Source organism: Gammaproteobacteria bacterium (assembly GCA_028819075.1).
Lineage (GTDB): Bacteria > Gemmatimonadota > Gemmatimonadetes > Longimicrobiales > Gaopeijiaceae > BD2-11.
Window position 1 is genome coordinate 1 of the sequence record JAPPMM010000036.1, and the last position, 22,194, is coordinate 22,194.

The following is a 22,194-nucleotide window of genomic DNA, read 5'->3' on the forward strand; positions in this document are numbered from 1 at the left end:
TGGAGCGCGCCGCCAAGGGCGAGATCGACGCGCTCCTCCGACCGTTCTCCGACCTCGCCGCCGATCCCGTCGGCCTCGTGCGTGACGGACTCGGTTGGCGGTCCGACTTCACGGGCGCAGCCCGAGGGACGGTCGATGCCGTCCGCGCGATGGGGACCGGGCGCTCGTTCACGCGACACTGGCGCACCGCCCGCAACGCGGCCGACCGGGTGTCGGATGCCGACATTCTCGCTCTGTTCAGCAACCTTCCGCCGCAAGCCGCGACGCGGGCGCTGGAGAACCACCGCAGCGCCCGCGAGTCCGCCGACCGGCAGCGCGTGCTCGACTACGCGGCCCTCGACGCGGCGGCGGCGCTCGCCGGGACCATCGAGAGCGCGCAAGGCTCGTTCGGCGACCTCACCGCGAATGGGAACTTGTCCAACACGGCCCTCCAGCAGGCCGGGGTGGCGGCCTCGCTGAGCCAAGGGAGGATCAACGCGGCGCTCGGCCAAGTGCTCGCCCACGAAGCCGCTCGCGAGGCGAGCCGGGCGAGGCAGGCCGAACTCGCCCACCTAGAATGGCTCGGGCGCTGGCACGACGGTCGGGCGCGGGCGAACGCGCTCGCCGGGACGATGCGGAACGCGGCTTCGCTGAACCGGGCCGCGCTCCGAGACGGGCTCCTGTTCCGCGTCCCCTCGTTCTACCGGTAGGGCGCGACGGCCATGCAACTGCCCCCGCAGTCCATCGACCCCAACGTCCCGGCGCAGATCCCCGCCGACCAGCTTCAGGACTTCAAGAGCTTCCTCGACGTGGTGCTCGACACCGTCGTAGGCGGAGCCGCGCCCGACGTTCACACGCTCGGGCTTCAACTGTGGGGCGGGCTCGCCGCCGTGATGGTCGCCTGGACCGGGCTCAAGATCGCGTTCAGCGGCACGTTCCAGCCCTGGGAGATCGTCAAGCTCGTGATCGGGATCGCGATCCCCCGCACGCTGCTCCACTACTACGTCGTCCCGATCCCCGGCGTCGGGCTCACGTTCCCGGCCATGGTCGCCGGAGGCGGGATCTGGCTCCAGAACCTGTTCCTGTCCGACGTGGTGTCGGCCGGCTACACCGAGATGACCGCGCTCGTGCAGGCGTACTCCGCGCACCTGGGCGCGGCGTGGTCCACGGGCAACCTGCTCTCGGTCGTGACGGCGGGCGCGACCGTGATCTTCTCCTCGCTGGTCACGCTCGTGATGGGCGCTTCGCTCGTGGTTTGCCTGCTGGCGCTGTTCTGCGTGACCTACGCGCAGGTGATCTGGGCGCAGGTCGCCATCGCCATCGCGATCCTGCTCGGTCCGGTGTTCATCGCGTTCCTGCTCTTCGAGCCGCTCTCGTTCCTGTTCTGGGGATGGTTCCGGACCATGATGGTCTACACGCTCTACGGCGTCGTGGCCGGTGCGGTGCTCAGGGTCTTCATGGGCGTCGGCATGGGCTACATCACGACCTACGCCGATGCCCTGATGGGCACCGGCACGGCGGACCCGTTCGAGCTCTGGCTCTGGGCCGTCGTCCTCATGCCGCTCGTCGTCTCCGGCCTCATGGCCGGGCTCAAGGTCGGCGAACTCGCCTCGATGCTCGTCTCCGGTTCCGGCTCCGCCGGGTCCGGGTTCGTCGCGCTCGTCATGCAGGGAGCCGGCAAGGCCGCCGCCCCCGTCAAGCCCGTCTGAGATCCTTGGAGATGCCAGGAATGAGAAGAGCGCGAATGAACGGAGATGGAGACGCGGGCCGCGAGTACGCCGAGATCTGGGGCGAGGCCGTGCAGGCGAACCGGAAGCTCCGGACGATCCTGATCTTCCTCTCGGCAAGCATCGTGCTTGGCGTTTTCGTGCTGCTTCGGATCGCGGGCGCCGAGCCGCCCAAGCCGATCGTCGTCCGGGTGGACGAGGTGGGCCGCGCCGAGGCGCTGGCCTACGAGGCCGCGACCGCGCAGGCCGATCCGCTCGATCCGACAACAAAATACTTCCTGAACCGGTTCGTCCACGACTTCCACTCGCGCCGCCGCGCGACCGTCGAGGAGCACTGGACCCGCAGCCTCCGGTTCCTGTCGACGGACCTGGCGAACGCGGCGTTCCAGAGGGACGGCGCGGAGGTCGCGAGCGTGGCGGCGGGGACCGCCGACACCGAGACCGAGGTCGAGCAGGTCGTGCTCCGCATCCACCCCGCGCCCGAGCCGCCGCACGGCGCGACGGCGGACTTCGACCTCGTGCACCTGAGGGGCGAACAGGAGCTGCGCCGCGAGCGCTGGTCGCTCACGCTCCGGTTCGAGTTCCTCGACTCGATCCCGAACGAACTCGTCGTTCACAACCCGATGGGGCTCCTAGTCACCTACATGCGGGCCGACCGGGCGCTCGTGACGGGAGACGGGCGATGATCGCGCACCTGAAGGGACGCGAGAAGGCGCTGGAGGCGTTCGGGTGGACGGGCAGGAAGGCCGAGTGGATCGCGCTGGTCTGCCTGCACAGCGGCGTGTTCACCCGCGCGCAGTGGGCGCGGTTCATGGACGCGCATCCGGAACAGGTCCGGCGCGGCGTCCACGGGCTGATCGCCGAGCGCGTCGCGAGCGAGGAGACGGAGCCCGGCGTCGCCGGCATGGGCCGGGTTGGCCGGATCTTCGCCCGTCCCGTGTACCGGGCGCTCGGAGCCGAGCACATCCGCCACCGCCGCGGCGCTTCGACCGAAGTGCTTCTGCGCCGCCTGCTCTCGCTCGACTACGTGATCGAGCACACCGACCTGCCCTGGCTCCCCACGGAACAGGAGAAGGTGTCCGCGTTCGAGGCGCTCGGCCTCGAGCGCTCGCTCCTGCCCGTGCGCGTGTACCGGGGAGCCGCCCGTACCACCCGGCGCTACTTCCCCGTGAAGCTGCCGGTCGCGCTCGACTCCGCACGCGCCCTGTTCGTCTACGCAGACCCCGGCCACGACACCTCGACAGCGCTCCGCTCGTGGGGCAGCGCGCACCGCGGGCTCTGGCGCGCGCTCCGAGGACTTGGCCGCTCGGTCGAGGTCGTGGCCGTGGCGCGCACTGCACGGGAGCTCGAACGGGCGCGGCGGGTGACGCGTGGATGGTCCGAGCCCGGTGGTCCCGGCGAGTCCGAAATTGGTGCGGCCGAGGAACTCGCCCGGATCGAGCGGGCGATCCTCAAGGGCGCGGTCCACATCCTTGAGGAGTTCGGCGGCCTCCAGGCCGCCCTGAAGCGCAGCGTCGCGCTGGAGGAGCAGGCGCGGCGCCGGGGCGGGCGCGGATCGATCGACCGCGGGGCCGCATGGCGCACCGAGCGCCTCGCAAGGGTCCGCTACCGGTGACCGGAGCGCGTCCTATGCCGAACCGCGGCGTGAAAACGACGCGGGGGGTCGTTTCACGAATCCGGCCCCCGGCGATTCACATGCGGCCTTCCGTCCATCCGCTTGCGCGGTGGCGTCTTGCGGCACCGCGGCCCGCCGGCCCGACGCCGGACGGGCCACGGGGGCCGTGGCTGGAGCGACCCGCCTCGCCGAGGGCTCGGTGCGGCGTAGGGCCGAGTGTGTTTTCACAACTCGCCCCCCCGCCTCGACGGGTCGCTCCAGTGCCAGAGATCCCTCCGGGAAGGGTGTCCGGCCGATGAAGCCGTGGACCCTGGTCCTCATCGGGGCGGCGCTGACGGTGGCAGCCGTGCGCGCGCTCCTCGCGCCGTTTCCGCCCATCGGCGGCAACCCGTTTCTGGACCTGATCGCCCACAACGATCCGGGCATCCATGCGGCGATCCGCGCGTGGTATTACGTCGCGCCCGCCGCGGCCGTTGTCCTGGCCGGCAGCGTGATGCGCTCGGTCTCGCGGGTCTGGCTGGAGCCGCTCGCCATGCGCCGGAACCGGGGCAGGCTGCCCGCCTGGCCCAACTCGCCCAGGGACGACGCGCCGTCACTCGTCGTCGGCGAACTGCACCACCCCACCGTTGCCCGGGAGAGCGACAACCCCTCCTGGCTCGTCGTCCCCGAGAAGGGGCTCTACACGGGCGTCCTCGTCGTCGGGGCCGTCGGCACCGGCAAGACCACGGCCTGCATGTACCCGTTCGCGCGGGAGCTGCTCCACTGGCGGGCGGACGACCCCAAGCGCAGGGCGGGCGCGCTCGTGCTCGAAGTCAAGGGAGACTTTTGTCACCAGGTCCGGAGCATCCTGAGCGAGGCCGGGCGGGAGGACGACTACCTCGAAATCGGGCTCGGGGGGGCTTGGCAGTGGAACCCGCTCGACGATCCGCTGCTCGACTCCTACTCGATGGCGTACAGCGTCGCATCGCTCATCAACCAGCTCTTCGGCAAGTCACGAGAACCGTTCTGGCAGCAGGCGTACACGAACCTCGTTCGCTGGATCGTTGAACTCCACCGGCTCCTGCCCGGCGGCTGGGTCACGCTTCGCGACATCTACCGCTGCACGGTCGACGCGAAGCTCTTCTCGAACAAGATCGGGGAGGCGAAGGCGGAGGCCCTTCGGCGGTGCCCCATGCGGGTTGTCACCGCCGCGAAGGTTCTCACCAAGCACAAGAAGACGCTCGGTGCTTGGGATTGGGACATGGCGGCCGGCAGCGACACGGTGGCGTGTTCCCTCGATCCGGAACGCGCGGCGCTTCTCGCGGAGCTGAAGGTCGAGTACGCCACGGAGCCGGTGGGAAGCGGGGTGGGACGCGAGTACGCCGAGCAGGTGGAAGCCGTCGAGCGGTGGTATCGCAATGACTGGATGAAGCTCGACGCCAAGCTCCGCACCTCGATCGTCGAAGGCATCTCTGTGTTCCTCTCGCTCTTCGACCAGCCGGACGTGGCGGCCGTGTTTTGTCCGCCGCCGCCTGACGATCCCCCGGCCGCACGGACGGACGGCGGGGACGACGAGGAGGTCCCGGACGTGCAGCCCATGCCGGGGCTCCGGCGCAGGCTGCCGCCGCTCGCCGAGTTGATCGAGGGCGGCAAGGTGCTGGCGCTCAACATGCCCGCCGGCGCGAACCCGGCGCTGGCCCGAGCCATCGGCGTGTTCCTCAAGAACGCCTGGATGCAGGCGCTGCTCCGGCGTCCGGCCGCAGCCGCGCTCCGGCCCGACCGCTACATGCGGCCCGCCGTGTTCATCTGCGATGAGTACCAGGCTTTCGCCACCGTCGGACAGGACGACCCGTCGGGCGACGAGAAGGCGTTTGCCCTAACGCGCCAATGCCGGTGCATCCCCATCGTCGCCACGCAGTCGATCTCGTCGCTCCGCTCCGTGCTCCCCTCGGGCGAGGCGTGGCGCACGCTCGTCCAGACGCTCCGCACCCGGATCTTCCTGTCGCTGTCCGACGACGCCTCGGCCAAGATCGCGTCCGACATGTGCGGCGATGTCAAGAAGACGCAGGCGTCCTACACGTTCACCGAGACCTCGAACAAGCCCGAGTTCTCGCTCCTGTCTGGACGGGCCGGGGGCGGCGACGGCCAGCTCGGCGCGAGCAAGTCGTTCCGGCAACAGAGGGAGCCGGTGTTCACCCCCCGCCAGTTCGGCCTGCTCGCCAACTACCAGGCGATCTGTCTCCCGTACGACGGGGTGAAGTCCCTCCCGGCCCGGCGCGTCTACCTCAAGCCCCACTACCTGCCCAGGACCCAGGGCTACTGGCGGCAGCGCGAGGAGGGGCGGATATGAAGCGCGCCAGCGGCGTGGACCATCTCGCCCCGTTCCTGCCGGGTTTGGAATCCCTGCTTGGGGACCCGGAGGTCTCCGAGATCATGATCAACGGACCCGGCAACGTCTGGGTCGAGCGGGCCGGTAGGCTGGAGCCCCACGAGGCGCCCGGACTCACCGCCGCGTGGCTCCACCGCGCGGCCATCCACATCGCCCGGCCGCTCGGACTCGATCCCGCGGCCCGGCCCATCCTGGACGCTCGGCTGGAGGACGGATCGCGGGTCGCGATCTGCACGCCGCCCGCCGCGCCCGAGGTCGCGATCACCATCCGCCGGTTCGGGGGCCGGGCGTTCACGGCCGAGGATCTCGTCCGCATGGGCTCGCTGCCGGAGCAAGCCCTCGAAGCCGCCCGCCGGACCCTGCTCGCCCGCCGCAACGTGCTCGTCTCGGGCGGCACGGGGTCCGGGAAGACGACGCTCCTGAACGCGCTGATCGAACTGCTGCCCGAAGACGAGCGGATCGTCGCCATCGAGGACACCCTCGAACTCCGGATCGACCGCGCCAACTGCCTCCGGTTGGAGGCGGGAGCCACGCTTTCGGAGACGCCGGTCGAGATCCGCGATTTGGTGCGCCACGCACTCCGCCACCGGCCCGACCGCATCGTCGTCGGCGAGGTCCGGGGCGGCGAGGCCGCCGACCTGCTCCAGGCCCTCAACACCGGCCACGGCGGATCGCTCACCACCATCCACGCCAACAACGCCCGCTCCGCGCTCTCGCGTCTCGCGAGCTGCGCGATGCAGGCGGGAGATGCGCTGCCCTGGGAGGTCACCTGCCGGGGCGTCGTGGACGGAATCGCGCTCGTGCTGCACGTGACCCGCCGAGACGGACGCCGATTCGTCGAAGAGGCGCTCGAAGTGCGCGGCTACGACGCGGCCACCGGCCGCTGGATCACGGAACCGACATGGACCACCCAACCACCGAAGGAGGTGAACGCATGAGAGGCATCGACCGGACCATCCGAGTCAAGACGTTCGAGGACTTCGACCGCGAACTCGCCCGCGACAGCGGCGACACGCTCGAAGTCGACGCCTTCCTGGCCGAGCAGTACGGCCTCTTCCCCGAGGACGTAGGCGACGAGGACGAGATCGCCGCCGCCTGGGACGACCCGCACGGCGCCGCCGGCGAGGAGGTGGACGCATGAACCACGACGAATACCACCGCAAGTTCGCCGACGCGATCATCGAGCAGATCAGGCAGGGCACCGCGCCGTGGCAGAAGCCGTGGGCGCCGGGCGAGCGCGTGATGCCCATGAACGTGGACACCGACCGCTCCTACCGGGGCGGGAACAGCCTGCACCTCGCCTCCGTCCAGCAGGAGATGGGCTACGGCGACGTGCGCTGGGGCACCTACCGCCAGATCCAGACCCGCGGCGGGCAGGTCAGGAAGGGCGAGCGCGGCACCCGCATCCTCTCCTTCCAGGACAAGAAGCGGATCGCCGTGACCGACGAGCAGGGTCGGCCCAGGAGGGACGCCGAGGGCAAGAAGGTCTACCGCTACGAGAAGCTCAAGGCGCCGTTCGTGCGCCAGTACACGGTGTTCAACGCCGAGCAGGCCGACGGGCTGCCCGAGCGCTCGAACCCGACGCCCGAGCCGCTCTGGAAGGTGCACCAGGAGGCCGAGCGGGTCATGGAGGATGTCGGCGTCCCGGTCCGCCACGTCCAGGGCGACCGCGCCTACTACCACATGAAGCGCGACGAGATCGTGCTGCCCGAGCGCGGGCAGTTCCCGTCGGCGAACCACTACTACCAGACCGCGCTCCACGAGCTGGGCCACAGCACCGGCCACGAGAGCCGGATGAAGCGCGACACCCTCATCGAGGGGATCAACAACGGGTTCGGCTCGCCGGAGTACGCCCGCGAGGAGCTGCGGGCCGAGATCAGCGCGATGATGACCGGCGAGCGCGTGGGCGTCGGCCACGACCCGGCGCGGGGCGCGGCCTACGTCGAGGGCTGGATCCAGGCGCTTGAGGAGGACCCGCGCGAGATCCGGCGCGCGGCCGCGGACGCGCAGAAGATCTCCGACTTCGTGCTCGGCCGGCACCGCGAGCGCGTGGCGGCGCGCGATCCCGTCGCCGTGGCGGCCGTCCGCACGCCCGCGCAGGGGCCGCAGAGGATCGTCGTTCACGTGCCGCAGATCCCCACCCCGGCGCGCGGCGCCGGGCCGAGCCGCTGACCGACCGATGAGAGGGAGGGAGATGTTCGGCCGCACGGCCGAACCGGACCCGCGCCCGGCCGCGCCACCCAGCCGCAATCGATCTCCGATGCGGAAAGGCCACCGCCGAGAATACGCCGCGGACCGCAAGCGCGGGTCCATCCCCTTCCCCGAACGCTGCGCCGGGGCCCTGACCGACATCGGCGTCCACGGCGCGGTCTCCTACCGCGACCTCGCGGAGATCCGCTTCAGCGGGCATCCCTACGCCACTCGCCGGGCCGTCGACGCGTGGATCCGGGACGGGCTCGTCACCGAGGGCACGGCCCCAGGGCCGAACGGCAATCCGTTCAAGATCGTCACCCTCACGCCCGCCGGCTTGGCCGAAGCTCGCGAACTCGCCGCCAAGCGGGGGATGGACCGGGAGCAGCGGATCGACATCCCCCGAATCCGCGACGCCCAAGCCAGCCACGACACCGCCGTCTACCGCGCATGCGCCGAGGAACGGGAGCGCCTCCGCCGACGCGGGGCCAAGGTGCGCCGCGTCCGACTCGACGCCGAACTCAAGAGCGCCGTCGCGCGAGCGAGCGAGTCGGAGCGGAGGAGGAACGGCGACCGCGCGGCCGACCGCGAGCGGCGACGTGAGGCCGGGGAACTCGGGCTTCCCCTCGACGGGGCGGACCGGGTGCTCTATCCCGACGCGCAGATCGAGTACGAGGACGCCGAGGGGAGAACCGGGCGCGTCAACATCGAGGTCGCATCCGGGGACTACCGCGAACCGGCGCTGCGCGCCAAGGCGGCCGCCGGGTTCGCCATGCACGCCAACGGACCGGCCGCCGCGGGCATGCTCCGCAAGCTCGGCCTGGGGTCTGGGGAGGGCGGATCCTGGCTCAAGGGTCCCGCCGACCGCGATCCCGCGTCCGTCGAACTCTGACCACAAGGGAGCAACCGACATGCAGCCCTGGAAGATCAGCGCCGGACTCACCGCTGCGCTCGCCGGATCGGCGTTTCTGCTCGGTGGGTCACGCCTCGACTACCTCGCGCCCCTCTGGCCGCTCATCCTCGCCCGCCACAGCGTGGCGGTAGGCCTGCACGCGGCGTTCGCCGTCATGACCGTCGCCGCCGGCATCTACGGCGTCGGCCGAGCGACGGGACTAGCGGACCTGGGCAGCCGCGTCGATCTCGCCGAACGGTCCATGCGGCGCGGCGAAGGGGACCGGGACCTCGCCGACGCGCTCCGCAGGGACGCCGAGGGAGACTGGGAGTGACCGGGGGGCGAGGCGGCCCGGCCATGATACCAACCGTCGAAGGCCTGCCCGCCGACTGGCGCAGACGGGCCAAGGCGCTCCGCAGGTACGGGAGCGAGCCGCCCGCCCTCGCACTTGAACTCTGCGCGGGCGAACTCGAAGAGGCACTCGTCAACAGGGACGAGACCACCTACTCGCTGGTCGAAGCCGCACGCGAAAGCGGTTACTCGCGGGAACATCTCGGCCGCTTGGTGCGCGAAGGGAAGATCCCCAACGCCGGGAGGCCCAACGCGCCCAGGATCGCGCACGGGCACCTGCCCAGAAAGGCTCCGGCCGAGCCGCAACTGGCGGAGAGCCCCCGTCCTCGCCAACTTTCGGGCGCGCAGATCGTGCACTCCATCATCCGGAAGGGAATCGAATGATGGCACGCACGAAAAGTGACCGGCGCTCCTACAGCGCCGGCGAGTGGGGCCGGAACCGGGTTCGGGTCTTTCCCGATCCCAGGACCGGCATCATGCAGGTGCAATGGCGCGAGGACGGGCGCAGGCTCACGCGGTCGCTGAAGCACCGTGACTGGTCCAAAGCCAAGAGGCAGGCCGACGAGATCGCTGGCGGGCTCGCCGAGCCCGCGACGAAGGACGCGGCGGCTGCCGAGCCCGAGCCGCTCACGCTGGGAACGCTTTTTGACATCTACGGTGAAGAGGTGACGCCCACCAAGACCGTGCGGTCGCAAAGGCACGACCAGGCCATGATGAAGAGGTTCCTCCGGTTTTTCGGGAAGCACCGGAAGGCCGAGACCCTTTCGCAGCGCGACTGGGACCGCTTCATCCGCGCACGCCGCGCGGGCAAGGCCGGCGGCAGCCGGAAGCCCGTGTCCGAACGCACGATCGAGTACGACTTGAGGATGCTGCTCGCAGTGCTCAACTGGGCTGCCAAGTCGAGGGACGAGGAGGGAAGGCTCCTCCTCGCGTCCAACCCGCTCCGAGGGCTCAAGCTGCCCAAGGAGAAGAACCCGCGACGGGTCGTGCTCACCCAGGCGGAGTATAAAGCGTTGCTCGCGGTGTCCGCCCGGGTGAACTGGCGGTTCCGCGTGGCCTTGGTGCTCGCCCACGAAACCGGGCACCGGATCGGGGCCATCCGACAGCTTCGCTGGTCAGACATCGACCTCGACGGCCGGACCATCCGATGGCGGGGAGAGCACGAGAAGACCGGCTACGAGCACCGGACGCCGGTCACCGCCAAGGCGCTCGCGGCCTGTGAGGAAGCGCGAAGGCACAATCCCGGGATCGGGGACGCGCCGCTGCTGACCGCGCCGAAGGATCCGTTCGCGTGCATGAGCCGCTCGCTTGCGCGCGTCTGGTGGAAGCGGGCTGAGAGGTTCGCCGGGCTGGAACCCAAGCGCGGGCGCGGCTGGCACTCGCTCAGGCGGAAGTTCGCCAGCGACCTGATGGACCTCCCGCTGAAGGTGCTCTGCGACCTCGGCGGCTGGAAGACGGCCGAGACCGTCCTCCAGTGTTATCAGCGCCCCGACGAGGGCCGGCTCAGGAAGGCGATCGAGGAGTACCGGGGGGTTGGCTCGGCGTCCAATTGACATACACAATTGACAAACATCGAACCCTCAAATCACGTAAGTTCAATCGGGGCGGCCGGATTCGAACCGGCGACCTCCTGCTCCCAAAGCAGGCGCGCTACCGGGCTGCGCCACGCCCCGTCTCACCAACTCCCAAGGGAAGAATCAGTGTTTTCGGCGGCCGCTTCAATCCCCCGTGCGCCCACAGGTTGCCCGGGACGCCGCTCGAAGGCCGTGGGGAAGGTTCGTCCAGGGGCTAGTAGTGGAGGGTCTCGCGCAGGTGCGAGCCGAGCGCCCTGAAGGCCTTGCCCCGGTGGCTGCGGGCATCCTTCTCTTCGGGATCGAGTTCGGCGAACGTCTTGTCCGCGTCGGCATCCAGGAAGTGTGAATCATACCCGAAACCACCTTCTCCTCTTGGCTCGACGACGATGGTCCCCGGCGCCTCGCCCCGGAACACCAGGGGCTCGCCCATGCCGAAGTGCAGCACCGCGACGCACACGAAGCGTCCGGTGCGCCGATGCGGCTTGTGGCTCGCGAGCAGCTTGACCAGATGCTCGTTGTTGGCCCGGTCGCGCTCCTCGCCGGTGAGGTCCGCTGAAGGCGCAAAGCGCTTGGAACGCACCCCCGGGGCACCATCGAGGATGTCGACTTCAAGGCCCGAATCGTCGGCGATGGTGGCCGCTCCGCAGAGGCTGTTGAAATAGGCCGCCTTGGCCTTGGCGTTCTCCTCGAAGGTGTCGAAGGCTTCCACCTTGTCTTCCGCGGGGGAATAGGGGATGCCCGCTTCATCGAGGCTGAGGACGCGCAGTCCGGGGTCCGTGCCCAGGATGCGCCGGATTTCGTCCAGCTTGTGGGGGCTTCGCGTGGCGGCGACCAGCGTGAGTGCGTGCGACGGGCTCATTCGCGCGCTCCTGTTTGGCGGTTTCCTCGTTGGGGTGGGTTGCGAGTGCGCTCCGCTGCCGGGAGCGGACCTTGGCGTTTCGCGAAGAAACTCTCTATGGGAACGGGTGCCGACGCAAGGGACGCTGTGAGGCGGCCGTGCGTTCGCGAGCGTGGAGGGCCGGGTCCGAATGAGGCAGGTTCATTCCGATGGCGCGGGTTGCGCCCGGCGGATACGGCGCACGAGTTCGGTCGTGGATCTTCCCGGAAGGTACGGCACCACCACGACTTCCCCACCCGCGGCCCGGACTTCGTCGCGGCCGACCATCTTTTCGACGGCGTAGTCTCCACCCTTCACGAGCACGTCCGGAAGCAGGGCCGCGATGAGCGCGCGGGGGGTGTCCGAGTCGAACGGGGTGATCACGTCGACGCTGGTGAGAGCAGCAAGCACGGCGGCGCGGTCCTCGAGGGAAGCGTAGGGGCGGTGCGGCCCCTTGAGGCGAGCGACGGAAGCGTCGGTGTTGAGTCCCACCACGAGCGTGTCCCCCAGGGCGCGCGCGGCGGCCAGGTACTCCACATGGCCGCGGTGCAGAATGTCGAAGCACCCGTTGGTGAACACGAGGCGGCCGTTGCGGGGACGGCCGTGGCGGGCGAGAAGCGCGTCGACGGCGAGCACCTTGCGGCTCGGGGGGGCGGGGGCGGGCGTCACAGGTCGGCGGGTGCGGCCGGCGCGCGGCGAAACTCCGCCAGCAGGTCACCCGCGCCGCGGCCCAGAAGGATCGTCGCCACCTCGGCCGCCAGGCGCTCGGGCTCGGTCTGGCGGCCGGTGCGGTCGGCGCGGATGACCCGGTGGCCATCGGGGCTGAGCACCATCGCCCACAGCCGGAGGCCGCCCGGGTAGGGCAGCCCCAGCACGCCGACGGGCAGGTGGCAGCCCGCGCCCAGCAGACTGAGCAGCTCCCGCTCGGCCCGCACCGCCTGGCGGGTGGGGTGGTCGTCCAGCGACGCCGCCAGCCGCCGCGCCCGCTGATCGTCGCGGCGGACCACCACGGCGAGCGCGCCCTGCCCCGCGGCCGGCAGCCACGTCGTGCGCTCCAGAAGCTCGCTCGCGCGGTCGAGGAGACCCAGGCGCCCCAGCCCGGCGGCCGCGAGCACCAGCGCTTCGCATTCGCCCCTGTCGAGCTTGGCCAGGCGGGTGTCCACGTTGCCGCGCATGGGCACCACGGCGCAGTCCGGGCGGAAGGCGCGAGCGAGAGCGGTCCTGCGCGGGGAGCCGGTCCCGATGCGGGCGCCGGCGGGCAGCGTGGCCAGGGTGCGCTGGTCGTCCGGCGGCAGCACCAGCGCATCCCGCGGGTCCTCGCGCGCGGGCGTGGCGGCGACGCAGAGGCCCGGCGCCATGCGGGTCGGCAGGTCTTTCAGGGAGTGCACGGCCACGTCGACGTCACCGTCCAGAAGGGCGACGTCCAGTGCGCTGGTGAAAACGCCTTCGCCTCCGATGCGGGCGAGCGAGTCATCCGCCTGCTCGTCGCCCCGTGTGCGAACGACATGCAGCGACACGCTCGCTCCGGCGTCGCCCTCCAGAGCGGACGCCACCTGTCGGCTCTGGATCAGGGCAAGCGCAGACCCCCGGGTCCCCAGCCGCAGTCGGGGCGTCTCCGGTCTGACCTGCGAGGGACCTGCCGACACTTGAGACCCGGGGTCAGAACGCCCGCAGGATGAGGAACGCGGCAAGCAGCACGGCGACCCAAAGCACCATGCTCCCGGTAGGCCAGGAACGCGCCAGCGCACCGTGCGGCCCAGTGTGGCGGAAGGCGCCGCCGAGCGCCCAGTTCACTCCTCCCAGCACCGCGCCGCGGACGGTGGCATCCGCCGCGCGAATCGCCGATCCGAGCCGCCGCACGATCGCAGGAGCCAGCTTCCGGTAGGTCCACTCCACATCCAGGTTCACGGCGCGGATCTCGTCCGGATAGATGCGCGCCAGCCGGAACAGGACGACCGCACCGATCGCGAACGCCAGCAGTTGCAACTGGGTCACAACGTGCGTCACGTCGTAGGGATTGTAGTCGACGTCGAAGGGAAGAAGGTCATAGAGCAGCCATGGCATCGACCCGATCGCTACGCATCCGATGGCCCCCACGGTCATCGCGGCAAGCATGTTCCAGGGCGGCTCGCGCGTCCGGATGCCCGAGTCGTGGGCGAAGAAGGCGAAGAACGGGATCTTGATGCCCGCATGCTCGACCACGCCCGCGGAGGCGAACAGCATCGCCAGCCAGATCCAGTAGTGATGCTCTTCGAGCAGCGCGCTCATGATGAGCGCCTTGCTCACGAAGCCGTTGAAGAGCGGAACCGCGGAAATGGAGGCTGCTCCCACGATGCAGAGCGCCGTGGTCCATTTCATCGTCCTCCACAGACCGCCCAGCTCCGAGGCCTTGGTGGTGCCCGTCCGGTACAGGACGGCGCCCATCGACATGAAGAGCAGGCCCTTGAAGAGCACGTCGTTGAAGGCGTGCGCGACGGCCCCGTTGACGGCCTTCGCCGTGCCCACCCCGATGCCGCACACCATGAAGCCGATCTGGTTGATCATGCTGTAGGAGAGGACCCGCCTGAGGTCGTTCTCGATGACGGCGAAGAAGATGGGGTAGCAGGCCATCACCGCGCCCACGTAGATGAGCAGTTCGGTTTCCGGGAATCCGCGCGCGAGGGCGTACACCGCGACCTTGGTGGTGAACGCGCTCAGGAAGACCGTGCCCGTGGGCGTGCTCTCCGGGTAGGCGTCCGTCAGCCAGTTGTGCACCAGCGGGAAGGCGCCCTTGACCGCGATGGCGACGAAGATCAGCCAGCCCGACAGGCCCTCAAGGCCAATGTGGTTGAAGGCGATGTCACCGGTCTGGGCCGCCCGCGCCATCGCGCCGGCGAGCAGGGCCACACCCGAGACGACCTGGATCACCAGGTAGCGCATTCCCGCTCTGCGCGCCCGTTCGGTGCCGCGCGCGAAGATGAGGAACACCGAGCTTACCGCGAGCACCTCCCAGCAGAGGAAGAGCGTGATCAGGTCGCCCGCGAACACCGCGCCCAGCCCGCTCCCCGCGTACACGAGCGCGGCTGTGTGCTGGAGGGTCGCGGAATCCTCCTTCTTCAGGTGCAGCGAGTAGAGAATGGCGATGAACGCCCCGAGGTGGAACAGGTAGCCGAAGAGCAGGCTCAACCTGTCGGCCCGGACGAGCGACAGCTCGTAACCGAGAATTCCCACGGAGAGCCCGAAGCCTTCCTGGATGCCGGCCACGTTGAGCGCTCCCAGGACGGGAACCGCCAACAGCAGGATATGCCGCGGCCATCCCCGCACGAACGGCACCAGCAGGGCGCCGGCGAAGAAGATCGCGAACGGAGGGAGGCTAGTCGGCATCGTAGTAGTCCTCCGACCGCATCACGATGCGCCTCAGCCCCTTGGCGGCCAGGATCAGGCCCGCCACTCCGAAGAGTCCCCACAGTGGGTAGAACGCCTTGAGGTTTTCCCAGGGATGTTCGATGTACCGGTCCACGAAGAAGTCGGCGACCAGCAGCCCGGCCGAGATCAGGAAGAAGATGCCCAGAATGATGCGCGTGGCCTTCGGCCCGACGCTCGAAGGCGGATGGCCGTCTTCATGCCCCCCGTGGCCGCCGCCATGGGAGCCTTGGGGCCCGGAGCCACGGGCCGCCTCACCGCTTCCCGATCCGCGGGCGCCGGCGCGCCCCGAGTCTCGCCTGTTCATGGCATCGCCCCCTTCATCGCCTCGCTCCCCGCGCTCACGGCCCCGCCACCATCGAGATCAGCCGGAAGAAGGGATCCGGGTACACGAAGAGCGCGAAGCAGCACAGGCTGGTGATCACGATCGCGATCAGCGAAGGGAGCGGCGCCTCGCGTATCCCACCGTTCCCGTGCCCGTGCCCGTGCGGATTGGAGGCCGCCGGGCTGAAGAAGGCCCGCACCGGCACGATCATCAGGTATCCGATGGAGAGCAGAGAACTCACCATCAGCACGGCGACAAGTCCGACCTGGCCCGCATCCAGGGCTCCGAGCCCCAGGAACCACTTGCTCCAGGTGCCGCCCGCGGGCGGCAGTCCGATAATCGACAGCGTCCCCACAAAGAAGGCGGCGAAGGTTACGGGCATGGTGCGCCCCAGCCCCTTCATGTCGCTGATCTCGGTCTTGTGCGCGGCCACCATGACCGCGCCCGCGCAGAAGAACAGGGTGATCTTGCCGAAGGCATGCATGACGATGTGCATGCCCCCGCCGATGATCCCCATGGTGTTGGCCAGCATGGCACCCAGCACGACGTAGGAGAGCTGGCTGATCGTCGAGTAGGCCAGCCTGGCCTTCAGATTGTCTTTCCGGAAGGCCACCAGCGACGCCAGGATGATGGTCGCGGCGGCTACCCACATGAGCCAGACGCTCGCGCCCAGCTGCGTGAGAAAGTCGATGCCGAAGACGTAGATGACGACCTTGAGAATGCTGAACACGCCCGCCTTCACCACCGCCACCGCGTGCAGCAGCGCGCTGACCGGGGTGGGAGCCACCATCGCCGCGGGAAGCCAGCGGTGGAAGGGCATCACCGCCGCCTTGCCGATGCCGAAGACGTAGAGCGCCAACAGCACCGCCACCACGCCCTCCCCCGCCCTGCCTTCCAGGATTCCGCCCAGCTCGAAGTCGATGGTGCCGGTCAGCAGGTAGGTCCAGATGATGGCGAGCAGCTGGAAGCCGATCGAGGTGCTGAGCAGGATACCCAGGTATACGCGCCCCGCCCTCTTCGCCGCGTCGGTGCCCGCGTGCGTGACCAGCGGGAAGGTGGAGAGGGTCAGCGCCTCGTAGAAGATGAAGAGGGTGAACAGGTTGCCCGCGAAGGCAACGCCCATGGTGCATGAGATGGCCAGCGCGAAGAAGATGTAGAAGCGGGTCTGGTTCTTCTCGTGATGCCCGCGCATGTAGCCGATGGCGTAGAGCGTGGTCACGATCCAGAGGCTGCCCGCCACCAAGGCGAAGATCATCCCCAGCGGCTCCACCACCAGCTCCAGCGGGAGGCCGGGGAGGGGCTCCGCCAGCACGAAGCGCGGTGTTTCGCCGGCGCTCACCGCGCGGTGGATCTGCATCACCACGCCCAGAAGGACGCCGCCCGTGATCAGCGAGGCGGCCTCGCGCAGGTTGGGACTGGCGCGCAGCAGGCCCACCAGTGCCGCCCCGGCCGCGGGGATGACCAGCGCCAGGAGCGCGAGTTCGCCCGGGTTCACGGAGCGCCTCCCAGCAGGGCGCGCGCCGCCTGGCCGGCGACGTTGGTGGTCAGTGAGGCGTCGATGCCGAAGTAGAGGTTGGCGACGATAAGGGCCCAGGTGGGGACCAGCAGCCGCAGCGGAGCTTCGGATACGGAATCGGCCCGTGCGGACGGCTCACCGAAGTAGACGGCTTCCACCACCCGCCAGATGTAGACCACGGCCAGAGTCGAGGTGACCAGCACCAGCGCCGCGACCGGCCACATCCCCTGCTCCAGCGCGCCCAGCACCAGGTACCACTTGCTCACGAAGCCCACCGTGAGCGGGACCCCGATGAGGCTGAGACCTCCCGCCGTGAAGGCGGCCATGGTCCAGGGCATGCGCCGGCCCAGGCCGCGCAGGGCATCGATGTGCACCGAGCCCACCCGGTACATGACGCAGCCGAGGGCGAGAAACAGCGCCCCCTTCATGAGCGCGTGGTTGAAGAGGTGGAGCGTGGCCGCGGTCAGTCCGGTGACCGAGGCGAAGCTGATCCCGAGGATGATGTAGCCGATCTGGGCGACGCTTGAATAGGCCAGCATCCGCTTGATGTTGCGCTGGAATATCGCCACCAGCGACATGGTGAAGATCGCCACCAGCGCGAGTGGCAGCAGCCACATGCCGAGGCTGAGCTCGCCGAAGGAGTAGGTGACCCCGAAGACCGTGAAGAAAAAGCGCAAGAGGACGTAGACCGCGACCTTGGTGGAGGTGGCGGCGATGAGCCCCGTAACCGCCGAGGGTGCAAAGGCATAGGCGTCGGGCAGCCAGACGTGCAGCGGGAAGAGGGCCAGCTTGAGGCTCGTGCCGACGGTCAGGAAGGCGAACGCCACCAGGACGGTCCGTTCGCCGTACAGGACGGGAAGCCGCTCGGCCAGGTCGGCCAGATTGAGCGTTCCGGTCTCGACGTAGAGCAGCCCGATGCCGATCACGATGAACGACGCCCCTATGCTCCCCATGATGAGGTAGCGGAACGCTGAGACCAGCGCCCGCCGGTCGGATCCCATGGCGATCAGGGCGTAGGTGCCGAGCGACGAGATCTCCAGGAACACGAAGATGTTGAACGCGTCCCCCGTGATGGCGATGCCCAGGAGGCCGCACAGGCAGAGCATCCACGCGCCGTAGAAGAGGGGGATTCGGCGCTCGTCCACCTCGCGCTCGACGCTCGCGAGGGCGAAGAGGGTGACGACCACGCCGATGCCGGCGACGATGAGAAGCACCAGGGCGTTGACGGCGTCCACCCGGTATTCGATCCCCCAGGGCGCGGCCCAGCCGCCCAGCGCGTAGCGGATGTCCTCGCCGCCGAGCACGCGGGACAGAAGCCCCACGGCCGCCGCGAAGGCCGTGACCGCTCCGGCCATCGCGATGCCCCACGAGACGCGCTTCCAGGGGACCAGCACGCACAGGGCCGCGGCCAGAAGCGGGGCTACGATCTGGATGGCGGGAAGGTGCGCCGCGATCATGGCCGCGCGCCCTCGTACAGCTCGTCGGCGAGCACCTGTTCCTGTATCTCGTCGTCCTCGATGGTGCCGTAGGTCTCCTTGATGCGCACCACGAGCGCGAGCGCCATCGCCATGGTGGCTACGCCCACCACGATCGCGGTGAGCATGAGCACGTGAGGCAGCGGGTTGGAGTAGAGCACCTCCGCCGCTCCCTCGGCCACCCCGTGATCATCCTCGATGAGGATGGGAGCGGTGCCGCCCACGATCTTCCCGGTGCTCACGTAGAAGATGATCACCGAGGTCTGGAAGAGGTTCAGCCCGACCACCTTCTTGACCAGGTTGCCGCGGGAGATCAGGGCGTAGAAGCCGACCATCATCAGGAAGATGACGACCCAGTAGTTGAACAGGCCCAGGAACTCCATCTACCCGCTCCTCCGCCGCCCGGCGAAGCTGTAGAAGAGCGTGACCATGACCCCGAAGACGGTCACGAGAACCCCCGCCTCGACGAGAAGGATGCCGATGTGCTGGGCGTGCTCGGCGTCGTAAAGCAGGACTCCGTAGTCCAGGAAGTTCCCGCCCATGAACATCGCCACCACGCCGACGCCCGCGAAGATCAGAACGCCCAGGGTGCCGCACCAGGTCACGATACTCGTGGGTATTGCGGCCTTGGCGCGGTCGAGCCCGAAGACCAGGGCGTACAGAATGACGCCCGCGGCGAAGATTACCCCCGCCTGGAACCCCCCGCCCGGCCCGTAGTCGCCATGGAACTGGACGTACAGGGCGAAGAGCAGGATCGGACCCACGAGGATCTTCGCGGCGATGCGCAGAATGATCTGGTCCCTCATGACGCTCCGTCCCCGCCATCGTCGTCCGCAGGCGACCCTCGCGTTCGGCGCGGCCGGCGGCTCCCCACGAACAGGGTCAGCACCCCCACCATGGCCGCGAAGACGACGGTGGTCTCGCCCAGCGTGTCGTAGCCGCGGTAGCTGGCCAGGACCGTGGTGACGATATTCGGGATGTGCACCTCGAGCACCTCGCCCTCTTCACCGGCGAGGGGCACGTGCATCTCCAGGTACTCGGGAGCCACGTGGCCGTGGACCGGGTTGTCGGGCTGGCCCCATCGTGGCAGATCGTAGGTGCCGTACACCAGCATGCCGCCGGTGACCAGCACGATCAGCAGCGGGATGATGGGTGACTTCGCGTGGCGCTTCTGCCGGGTTCCCACCAGCGCCAGCGTCCCGAGCGCCAGGATGGTGGACACGCCGGCGCCCACCGCTACTTCGGTGAATGCCACGTCCACCGCGTCGAGCACCACGAACAGGGCGGCCGACAGGAAGCTGTAGATTCCCATCAGCATCACCACGGCAACGAGATTGCGCAGGTGCAGGACGCCGAACGCGGTCACGGCCAGCAGTCCGAGGAGTGCGAGGTCGACGACGGATTCCACTCAGTCTCCTCCCTCGTCGTCGTGCACGGCGGGCTCGACCTTGCCGTGCAGGGCGGCCTTGGCGAGCGCATGGGTCGCCACCGGGCTGGTGAACCAGAGAAAGCCCAGAATCATGATCAGCCTCAGGGTCACGCCGCTGATCCCGGCCTGCAGCATGAGCCCGGTGAGGATGAAGAAGCTGCCCATGGTGTCGGTGAGTCCGGCCGCGTGCATGCGCGTGAAGACATCGGGCATGCGCAGGACGCCGATGCCGCCGATGACCACGAAAAAGCTGCCGAGCAACAGGAGTGCGGCGCTGAGGTAGTCGAGAACCATCTCCATCAGCCGGACTCCGTCTCGCCCGGGTGCGGCCCCGAGGCTCCCAGACTACCGAACTGAAAGAACTTCAGCACCGCGATCGTGCCGATGAAGTTGAGAAGCCCGTACGCGAGCGCCAGGTCCAGGAACTCGGGCCGTCCCGTGAAGAAGCCGATGAGCGCGATGGTGAGGACGGTCTTGGTGCCGAACATGTTGACCGCCAGGACCCGGTCGTACACGGTGGGGCCGAGGAGCGCCCGGGCCATCGCCATGGCCATCGTGACCAGGACCGCGATCGAGGCGCCGACCACCATCATGATGCGCCCTCCAGGCGGCACACGCGACGGTCCATCTCGCCTTCCTCGGTGCCGTCCAGCGCTTCCCTGGTCAGGGCGTGGATGCGGAATCCCTCGGCGTCGAGGCGGACCGTGATGGTGCCCGGCGTCAGGGTGATGGAGTTGGCGTAGATGAAGCGCCCAAGATCGGTTTTCTGGTGCCCCTGGAAATCCACCACCCGGGGCCGGATGGGAAGCCGGGGCGAGAGGATCACGCGGGCCACGGCGAGGTTCGACTTGAAGACCTCGACGACGAGCCAGGGCAGATAGAAAAGGAGCCCCGGGACGATGTGGAACGGCGCCCCTTCCCTGTCGGGTAGCAGCATCCTCGTCACCAGCAGCGCCACGCCCACGACCGAGGCCGCGCCCAGGCTGAGAAGCAAGTTCGTGTAGTGTCCCGACATGAGCAGCCACATGGCGTACCACAACAGGCACAGGCCGGCTACGCGCGCGACGGGACGTTGGGTCAAGGGCGAATGCGGACGGCTGGGAGAGGTCGGGGGTTCGGCGACGGGCAAGCTACCAAGTGGACTGTGCCCCGTCAATGATCAGCTGGGCCAGTCGTTCGATCGCCTCTTCGCGCGCCACTTCCTCGGTCTCGGACGCTTCCAGGAACTGCCCCTGCGCGCTCAGTCCTCCGTTCTCCCACAGGATCTCGTTGTTGACCACGTCGATCAGCTCGACCTGAAGGCTGATGCTCACCTGGCGCTGCAGCACCTCGGGGCCGGCGCCCGCCTGTCCGGCACGAAAGTTGGGGGTCCGGAGGTCGTAACGGCTGATGGTGCCGCGCAGGATGGCATCCGCGTTCTCTTCCGCACCCTGGTTGACGCCCAGACCCCTGGGGACCTCGCGCAGCAGGAACTGGTGGATCTCCTGGGTGATCTCGAAGAGGCCGGTCTCGTTTTCGAACGGAAGGATGGCCAGGCTCCGGATATGATCCGGAAAGCTGCCCCCGCGAAAGCTGTAGTTGCAGCCCGACAGCAGCACCATGGACAGAAGCGCGGCTCCCAACACCACGCGCGGGAGAGTCGGCACGAGAGCGGGAATCGCCTGGGCGGGACGTTTCATTCTGGTCGGGACTCGGGGATTCACGCTTACTCCTGGTTGCGGGGAAACCAGATGTCGGACGGATACGGCTCCACGGTCTCGACCGTCTCGAGCGTGAAGGTCAGCTCGCGGAAGTCGATGAGATTCCGGTAGGTCGCTTCGGCGGGAAAGCCGTCACGCAGGGGAAGTGAGAGGGAGAGTTCGTCCACCGCCTCGCCGTCGCGCAGGAGAGCGAGGGCGGCCACGTCGCCATTGTCGTCGAGTTCGTACAAGAGATCCGGCCGACTGCTCGAGTCATAGGTGAGGCGAAGCGTGCCGTCTTCCGCTTCCCATCCCTGCGCCAGGCGGTAGTCGCCTCCGGGGCGGAAAATGCCGAGGGAGGACCAGAAGAGTGCCGGCGGAGGGACCAGTTCGTCCGATGCGCCCTCGGGAATCCGGAGGTCGTCGCCCACCAGAGCCGCGCGCAGCACGGTCTCGCCCCGCCCCGTGAAGAGGTCCAGCCGCGCGCGGTAGGGGGGTTCCAGCCGGGCGACCCCGCGACCGCCCGAGCGCAGCCCCGGTTCGCGCACGTTCCAGTCGAAGATGAGCCGTACCGGGGTCGTTAGCTGCGTGCGTGCCTCTACCAGCAGCGCATGGCGATGGTAGTCCATGGCCGGCGGACCGGCGGGCGGGGGCTCCGGCGCCCGGGGCAGCCAGCAGCTCGCGGTCAGCGCGGCGCCGGAAAGGAGGAACACGCGCCGGAAGCGGGAACAGCTCATTCAGAATCGCGGTTTCAAGGCCGATGCGCTTGCCAATTGGGGACCACTGCCTACAACG

At 69.0% G+C, this 22,194-nt stretch carries 27 protein-coding genes and 1 tRNA gene; 12 read left to right on the forward strand and 16 right to left on the reverse strand.

Annotation, left to right across the window (positions count from 1 at the left end; all coding sequences use genetic code 11):
• The 12 genes from OXU32_07885 to OXU32_07940 all read left to right on the forward strand — a co-directional run.
• The coding region (locus OXU32_07885; GenBank protein MDE0073887.1) for a hypothetical protein at positions 1–689 on the forward strand (689 nt) is incomplete at its 5' end.
• Between the two features lie 12 nt (positions 690–701).
• Complete coding sequence (locus tag OXU32_07890; GenBank protein ID MDE0073888.1) at positions 702–1,688, forward strand: type IV secretion system protein; 987 nt, start codon at positions 702–704, stop codon at positions 1,686–1,688.
• A gap of 20 nt (positions 1,689–1,708) precedes the next feature.
• A complete protein-coding gene (locus OXU32_07895; GenBank protein ID MDE0073889.1) occupies positions 1,709–2,392 on the forward strand; it encodes a VirB8/TrbF family protein in 684 nt (227 codons plus the stop codon).
• A complete protein-coding gene (locus tag OXU32_07900) occupies positions 2,389–3,321 on the forward strand; it encodes a hypothetical protein (GenBank protein MDE0073890.1) in 933 nt (310 codons plus the stop codon). Before OXU32_07895 ends, OXU32_07900 begins: the two co-directional genes overlap by 4 nt.
• Before the next feature lie 295 nt (positions 3,322–3,616).
• On the forward strand, positions 3,617–5,650 hold the full coding sequence (locus OXU32_07905) for a type IV secretion system DNA-binding domain-containing protein (protein MDE0073891.1): 2,034 nt from the start codon (positions 3,617–3,619) through the stop codon (positions 5,648–5,650).
• Positions 5,647–6,627 (forward strand): ATPase, T2SS/T4P/T4SS family, encoded by a 981-nt coding sequence (locus OXU32_07910; protein MDE0073892.1) that lies wholly within the window; start codon positions 5,647–5,649, stop codon positions 6,625–6,627. Before OXU32_07905 ends, OXU32_07910 begins: the two co-directional genes overlap by 4 nt.
• Positions 6,624–6,830: a hypothetical protein gene (locus OXU32_07915; protein MDE0073893.1), complete on the forward strand. Its 207-nt coding sequence runs from the start codon at positions 6,624–6,626 to the stop codon at positions 6,828–6,830. The genes OXU32_07910 and OXU32_07915 overlap by 4 nt, the downstream gene beginning before the upstream one ends.
• On the forward strand, positions 6,827–7,861 hold the full coding sequence (locus OXU32_07920) for a zincin-like metallopeptidase domain-containing protein (GenBank protein MDE0073894.1): 1,035 nt from the start codon (positions 6,827–6,829) through the stop codon (positions 7,859–7,861). The genes OXU32_07915 and OXU32_07920 overlap by 4 nt, the downstream gene beginning before the upstream one ends.
• Before the next feature lie 88 nt (positions 7,862–7,949).
• On the forward strand, positions 7,950–8,771 hold the full coding sequence (locus tag OXU32_07925; protein MDE0073895.1) for a hypothetical protein: 822 nt from the start codon (positions 7,950–7,952) through the stop codon (positions 8,769–8,771).
• Positions 8,772–8,790: 19 nt separating this feature from the next.
• Positions 8,791–9,105, forward strand: a complete 315-nt coding sequence (locus OXU32_07930; protein MDE0073896.1) for a hypothetical protein — start codon at positions 8,791–8,793, stop codon at positions 9,103–9,105.
• A 23-nt stretch (positions 9,106–9,128) separates the two neighbouring features.
• The gene (locus OXU32_07935; protein ID MDE0073897.1) at positions 9,129–9,506 is read left to right on the forward strand and encodes a hypothetical protein; all 378 of its coding nucleotides are present in this window, start codon (positions 9,129–9,131) and stop codon (positions 9,504–9,506) included.
• The gene (locus OXU32_07940; protein MDE0073898.1) at positions 9,503–10,675 is read left to right on the forward strand and encodes a site-specific integrase; all 1,173 of its coding nucleotides are present in this window, start codon (positions 9,503–9,505) and stop codon (positions 10,673–10,675) included. The genes OXU32_07935 and OXU32_07940 overlap by 4 nt, the downstream gene beginning before the upstream one ends.
• 46 nt (positions 10,676–10,721) lie before the next feature.
• Here OXU32_07940 and OXU32_07945 read toward each other — a convergent pair.
• The 16 genes from OXU32_07945 to OXU32_08020 all read right to left on the reverse strand — a co-directional run bounded on the left by OXU32_07945 (position 10,722) and on the right by OXU32_08020 (position 22,136).
• Positions 10,722–10,795 (reverse strand) — tRNA-Pro (locus OXU32_07945).
• A gap of 115 nt (positions 10,796–10,910) precedes the next feature.
• Positions 10,911–11,555 carry a non-canonical purine NTP pyrophosphatase gene (locus tag OXU32_07950; protein ID MDE0073899.1) on the reverse strand — a complete coding sequence of 215 codons (645 nt, stop codon included), beginning with the start codon at positions 11,553–11,555 and terminating at the stop codon, positions 10,911–10,913.
• A gap of 180 nt (positions 11,556–11,735) precedes the next feature.
• Positions 11,736–12,209 carry a D-glycero-beta-D-manno-heptose 1-phosphate adenylyltransferase gene (rfaE2, locus tag OXU32_07955; protein ID MDE0073900.1) on the reverse strand — a complete coding sequence of 158 codons (474 nt, stop codon included), beginning with the start codon at positions 12,207–12,209 and terminating at the stop codon, positions 11,736–11,738.
• 29 nt (positions 12,210–12,238) lie between these two features.
• Complete coding sequence (gene hemC, locus OXU32_07960) at positions 12,239–13,177, reverse strand: hydroxymethylbilane synthase (protein MDE0073901.1); 939 nt, start codon at positions 13,175–13,177, stop codon at positions 12,239–12,241.
• A gap of 55 nt (positions 13,178–13,232) precedes the next feature.
• Positions 13,233–14,936 (reverse strand): Na(+)/H(+) antiporter subunit D, encoded by a 1,704-nt coding sequence (locus OXU32_07965; protein MDE0073902.1) that lies wholly within the window; start codon positions 14,934–14,936, stop codon positions 13,233–13,235.
• Positions 14,926–15,282, reverse strand: a complete 357-nt coding sequence (locus tag OXU32_07970) for a hypothetical protein (protein ID MDE0073903.1) — start codon at positions 15,280–15,282, stop codon at positions 14,926–14,928. The genes OXU32_07965 and OXU32_07970 overlap by 11 nt, the downstream gene beginning before the upstream one ends.
• A 34-nt stretch (positions 15,283–15,316) precedes the next feature.
• Entirely contained in the window at positions 15,317–16,795 is a 1,479-nt protein-coding gene (locus OXU32_07975) for a proton-conducting transporter membrane subunit (GenBank protein ID MDE0073904.1), read from the reverse strand.
• Positions 16,792–18,273, reverse strand: coding sequence for a monovalent cation/H+ antiporter subunit D family protein (locus tag OXU32_07980; protein MDE0073905.1), 1,482 nt, complete (start codon positions 18,271–18,273; stop codon positions 16,792–16,794). Before OXU32_07980 ends, OXU32_07975 begins: the two co-directional genes overlap by 4 nt.
• The gene (locus OXU32_07985) at positions 18,270–18,674 is read right to left on the reverse strand and encodes a cation:proton antiporter subunit C (GenBank protein MDE0073906.1); all 405 of its coding nucleotides are present in this window, start codon (positions 18,672–18,674) and stop codon (positions 18,270–18,272) included. Before OXU32_07985 ends, OXU32_07980 begins: the two co-directional genes overlap by 4 nt.
• Complete coding sequence (locus tag OXU32_07990; protein MDE0073907.1) at positions 18,675–19,097, reverse strand: Na(+)/H(+) antiporter subunit B; 423 nt, start codon at positions 19,095–19,097, stop codon at positions 18,675–18,677.
• Positions 19,094–19,699, reverse strand: a complete 606-nt coding sequence (locus OXU32_07995) for a DUF4040 domain-containing protein (protein ID MDE0073908.1) — start codon at positions 19,697–19,699, stop codon at positions 19,094–19,096. The genes OXU32_07990 and OXU32_07995 overlap by 4 nt, the downstream gene beginning before the upstream one ends.
• A complete protein-coding gene (mnhG, locus tag OXU32_08000; GenBank protein MDE0073909.1) occupies positions 19,700–20,020 on the reverse strand; it encodes a monovalent cation/H(+) antiporter subunit G in 321 nt (106 codons plus the stop codon).
• A complete protein-coding gene (locus OXU32_08005; GenBank protein MDE0073910.1) occupies positions 20,020–20,310 on the reverse strand; it encodes a monovalent cation/H+ antiporter complex subunit F in 291 nt (96 codons plus the stop codon). Before OXU32_08005 ends, mnhG begins: the two co-directional genes overlap by 1 nt.
• Entirely contained in the window at positions 20,310–20,801 is a 492-nt protein-coding gene (locus OXU32_08010; GenBank protein MDE0073911.1) for a Na+/H+ antiporter subunit E, read from the reverse strand. The genes OXU32_08005 and OXU32_08010 overlap by 1 nt, the downstream gene beginning before the upstream one ends.
• 49 nt (positions 20,802–20,850) lie before the next feature.
• Positions 20,851–21,399 carry an LPS assembly lipoprotein LptE gene (gene lptE, locus OXU32_08015; GenBank protein ID MDE0073912.1) on the reverse strand — a complete coding sequence of 183 codons (549 nt, stop codon included), beginning with the start codon at positions 21,397–21,399 and terminating at the stop codon, positions 20,851–20,853.
• Between the two features lie 26 nt (positions 21,400–21,425).
• Entirely contained in the window at positions 21,426–22,136 is a 711-nt protein-coding gene (locus tag OXU32_08020; GenBank protein ID MDE0073913.1) for a hypothetical protein, read from the reverse strand.
• Positions 22,137–22,194: the final 58 nt, after the last annotated feature.

What these genes read in the sequence shown, in the direction of transcription:
- OXU32_07890 (MDE0073888.1), top strand. Translation starts at nt 702, where the DNA reads ATGCAACTGCCCCCGCAGTCCATCGACCCCAACGTCCCGGCGCAGATC.
- OXU32_07895 (MDE0073889.1), top strand. Translation starts at nt 1,709, where the DNA reads ATGAGAAGAGCGCGAATGAACGGAGATGGAGACGCGGGCCGCGAGTAC.
- OXU32_07900 (MDE0073890.1), top strand. Translation starts at nt 2,389, where the DNA reads ATGATCGCGCACCTGAAGGGACGCGAGAAGGCGCTGGAGGCGTTCGGG.
- OXU32_07905 (MDE0073891.1), top strand. Translation starts at nt 3,617, where the DNA reads ATGAAGCCGTGGACCCTGGTCCTCATCGGGGCGGCGCTGACGGTGGCA.
- OXU32_07910 (MDE0073892.1), top strand. Translation starts at nt 5,647, where the DNA reads ATGAAGCGCGCCAGCGGCGTGGACCATCTCGCCCCGTTCCTGCCGGGT.
- OXU32_07915 (MDE0073893.1), top strand. Translation starts at nt 6,624, where the DNA reads ATGAGAGGCATCGACCGGACCATCCGAGTCAAGACGTTCGAGGACTTC.
- OXU32_07920 (MDE0073894.1), top strand. Translation starts at nt 6,827, where the DNA reads ATGAACCACGACGAATACCACCGCAAGTTCGCCGACGCGATCATCGAG.
- OXU32_07925 (MDE0073895.1), top strand. Translation starts at nt 7,950, where the DNA reads ATGCGGAAAGGCCACCGCCGAGAATACGCCGCGGACCGCAAGCGCGGG.
- OXU32_07930 (MDE0073896.1), top strand. Translation starts at nt 8,791, where the DNA reads ATGCAGCCCTGGAAGATCAGCGCCGGACTCACCGCTGCGCTCGCCGGA.
- OXU32_07935 (MDE0073897.1), top strand. Translation starts at nt 9,129, where the DNA reads ATGATACCAACCGTCGAAGGCCTGCCCGCCGACTGGCGCAGACGGGCC.
- OXU32_07940 (MDE0073898.1), top strand. Translation starts at nt 9,503, where the DNA reads ATGATGGCACGCACGAAAAGTGACCGGCGCTCCTACAGCGCCGGCGAG.
- OXU32_07950 (MDE0073899.1), bottom strand. Translation starts at nt 11,555, where the DNA reads ATGAGCCCGTCGCACGCACTCACGCTGGTCGCCGCCACGCGAAGCCCC.
- OXU32_07965 (MDE0073902.1), bottom strand. Translation starts at nt 14,936, where the DNA reads ATGCCGACTAGCCTCCCTCCGTTCGCGATCTTCTTCGCCGGCGCCCTG.
- OXU32_07970 (MDE0073903.1), bottom strand. Translation starts at nt 15,282, where the DNA reads ATGAACAGGCGAGACTCGGGGCGCGCCGGCGCCCGCGGATCGGGAAGC.
- OXU32_07980 (MDE0073905.1), bottom strand. Translation starts at nt 18,273, where the DNA reads ATGATCGCGGCGCACCTTCCCGCCATCCAGATCGTAGCCCCGCTTCTG.
- OXU32_07985 (MDE0073906.1), bottom strand. Translation starts at nt 18,674, where the DNA reads ATGGAGTTCCTGGGCCTGTTCAACTACTGGGTCGTCATCTTCCTGATG.
- OXU32_07990 (MDE0073907.1), bottom strand. Translation starts at nt 19,097, where the DNA reads ATGAGGGACCAGATCATTCTGCGCATCGCCGCGAAGATCCTCGTGGGT.
- mnhG (MDE0073909.1), bottom strand. Translation starts at nt 20,020, where the DNA reads ATGGAGATGGTTCTCGACTACCTCAGCGCCGCACTCCTGTTGCTCGGC.
- OXU32_08005 (MDE0073910.1), bottom strand. Translation starts at nt 20,310, where the DNA reads ATGGTGGTCGGCGCCTCGATCGCGGTCCTGGTCACGATGGCCATGGCG.
- lptE (MDE0073912.1), bottom strand. Translation starts at nt 21,399, where the DNA reads ATGAAACGTCCCGCCCAGGCGATTCCCGCTCTCGTGCCGACTCTCCCG.
- OXU32_08020 (MDE0073913.1), bottom strand. Translation starts at nt 22,136, where the DNA reads ATGAGCTGTTCCCGCTTCCGGCGCGTGTTCCTCCTTTCCGGCGCCGCG.